General features: G+C 59.7%; 3 protein-coding genes. All 3 read left to right on the top strand.

The genetic code is table 11. From position 1 onward, the window contains the following. Nucleotides 1-281, top strand: a 281-nt coding sequence (locus tag EOA86_RS39710; protein WP_206630212.1) for a hypothetical protein, incomplete at its 5' end; no start/stop codon positions are given. Further along, nucleotides 220-990, top strand: coding sequence for a transporter substrate-binding domain-containing protein (locus EOA86_RS33435; RefSeq protein ID WP_245497457.1), 771 nt, complete (start codon nucleotides 220-222; stop codon nucleotides 988-990). The genes EOA86_RS39710 and EOA86_RS33435, both read left to right, overlap by 62 nt. A 142-nt stretch (nucleotides 991-1,132) precedes the next feature. Next, a partial coding sequence (locus tag EOA86_RS33440; protein ID WP_164892272.1) for an amino acid ABC transporter permease occupies nucleotides 1,133-1,728 on the top strand: 596 nt, incomplete at its 3' end.

The raw sequence follows: 1,728 nt of genomic DNA on the forward strand, positions 1-1,728 counted from the left end.
GATCTGACCTACGACTGACAGGCAACCGCCGCACTGCACAATATTTAGGCGGCCTGCCAGTCGAGCGGCATTGGGTCGTGAAGAAAGCCTTCCCCGATCCCATTGAGAAAGCCCGATTCAAGCCGATTTCGATGGTTTGGCATGCCTGTTGCTTTGCCCTGACGACCAATTGGTTTTGCTCAGTCAAAGGGGAAAATAATGAACCGTCGCAATATGTGCATGCTGGCCTTCGCCGCCATGGCTGGAATCGCCATGGCTCCGTCTCCGCAGGCGCGGGCTGACGCCTTGAGCGACATTGGGGGGCGGGGCACCATCCGCATCGCGGTGCCACAGGATTTCCCGCCCTTCGGCAGTGTCGGTGCCGACATGACGCCGCAAGGCTACGACATCGATATCGCCAATCTGATTGGCGAAAAGCTCGGCGCCAAGGTCGAGATCGTCCCGGTCACCAGCGCCAACCGCATTCCCTATCTTCAGACCAACAAGGTCGACCTGGTCATTTCCAGCCTCGGCAAGAATCCCGATCGCGAGAAGGTCATCGACTTTTCCGAAGCCTACGCCCCCTTCTACAATGGCGTGTTCGCTCCGGCGGATGTCGCGGTCGCGAAGGCGGAAGACCTCGCCGGCAAGACCGTTGGCGTCACCCGCGGTGCGATCGAAGATCTCGAACTGACCAAGGTCGTGCCCGCGAGCGTCGAGATCAAGCGCTACGAGGACAATAACGGCACTATTTCCGCTTTCCTTTCGGGCCAGGTCGAGGTGATCGCGACCGGGAATGTCGTCGCCGCCGCCATCCTCGAAAAGAACCCGCCCAAGCGGCCGGAGCTCAAATTCCTGATCAAGAATTCGCCTTGCTACATCGGCATGAACAAGGAAGAGCCGGCGTTGATGGCCAAGATCAACGGCATCATCGCCGCTGCCAGGTCCGATGGCGCCCTCAACGCAATTTCGCAAAAATGGCTGAAGGTCGACCTGCCGGCTGACCTGTGATCGCCGCCCGCCGCGTGTGGCTTAGAGCATTTTGCAGCCAAATGGAACCATTTGGCGTCCGCATAAATGCGGCAAAACAAACAGTTAGAGCGAGTTGCCGGTTCCAAGAGAACCGGAACCGCTCTAGGTCAGATAGCAAGCCATGACCTATCAGTTCGATTTCGGCTGGCTGATCGGTTCTCTGCCGGTGCTGCTGAAGGGCATCCGGATCACCGTGCAGCTCATCGTGATCGGCGCGGTGTTCGGCGTGGCCTTTGGCATTGCCTGCGCCTGGGTGCGGGCGCTGGGGCCGAAATGGCTAAAACCCGTCGTCGCGACCTATGTCGAGCTGATCCGCAACACGCCCTTCCTCATCCAGCTGTTCTTCATCTTCTTCGGGCTGCCGTCGCTTGGCATCAGGATGTCGGAACTGACCGCCGCCAACCTCGCCATGATCGTCAATCTCGGCGCCTACAGCTGCGAAATCGTCCGCGCCGGCATCCAGGCCACGCCACGCGGCCAGTTCGAAGCCGGCGCGAGCCTCGCCATGACGCCGTTCCAAAGCTTCCGGTATGTCGTTCTGGTCCCGGCGCTGCAGCGCATCTGGCCTGCGCTGTCATCGCAGATCGTCATCGTCATGCTGGGTTCGGCCGTCGTTTCGCAGATTGCCGCCGAGGACCTGACCTTTGCAGCCAACTTTATCCAGTCGCGCAATTTCAGGGCCTTCGAAACCTACATCGTCTCGACCCTGATCTACCT

This window comes from Mesorhizobium sp. M5C.F.Ca.IN.020.32.2.1, from assembly GCF_004023105.1.
In the GTDB taxonomy this organism is placed as follows: Bacteria; Pseudomonadota; Alphaproteobacteria; order Rhizobiales; family Rhizobiaceae; genus Mesorhizobium; species Mesorhizobium wenxiniae.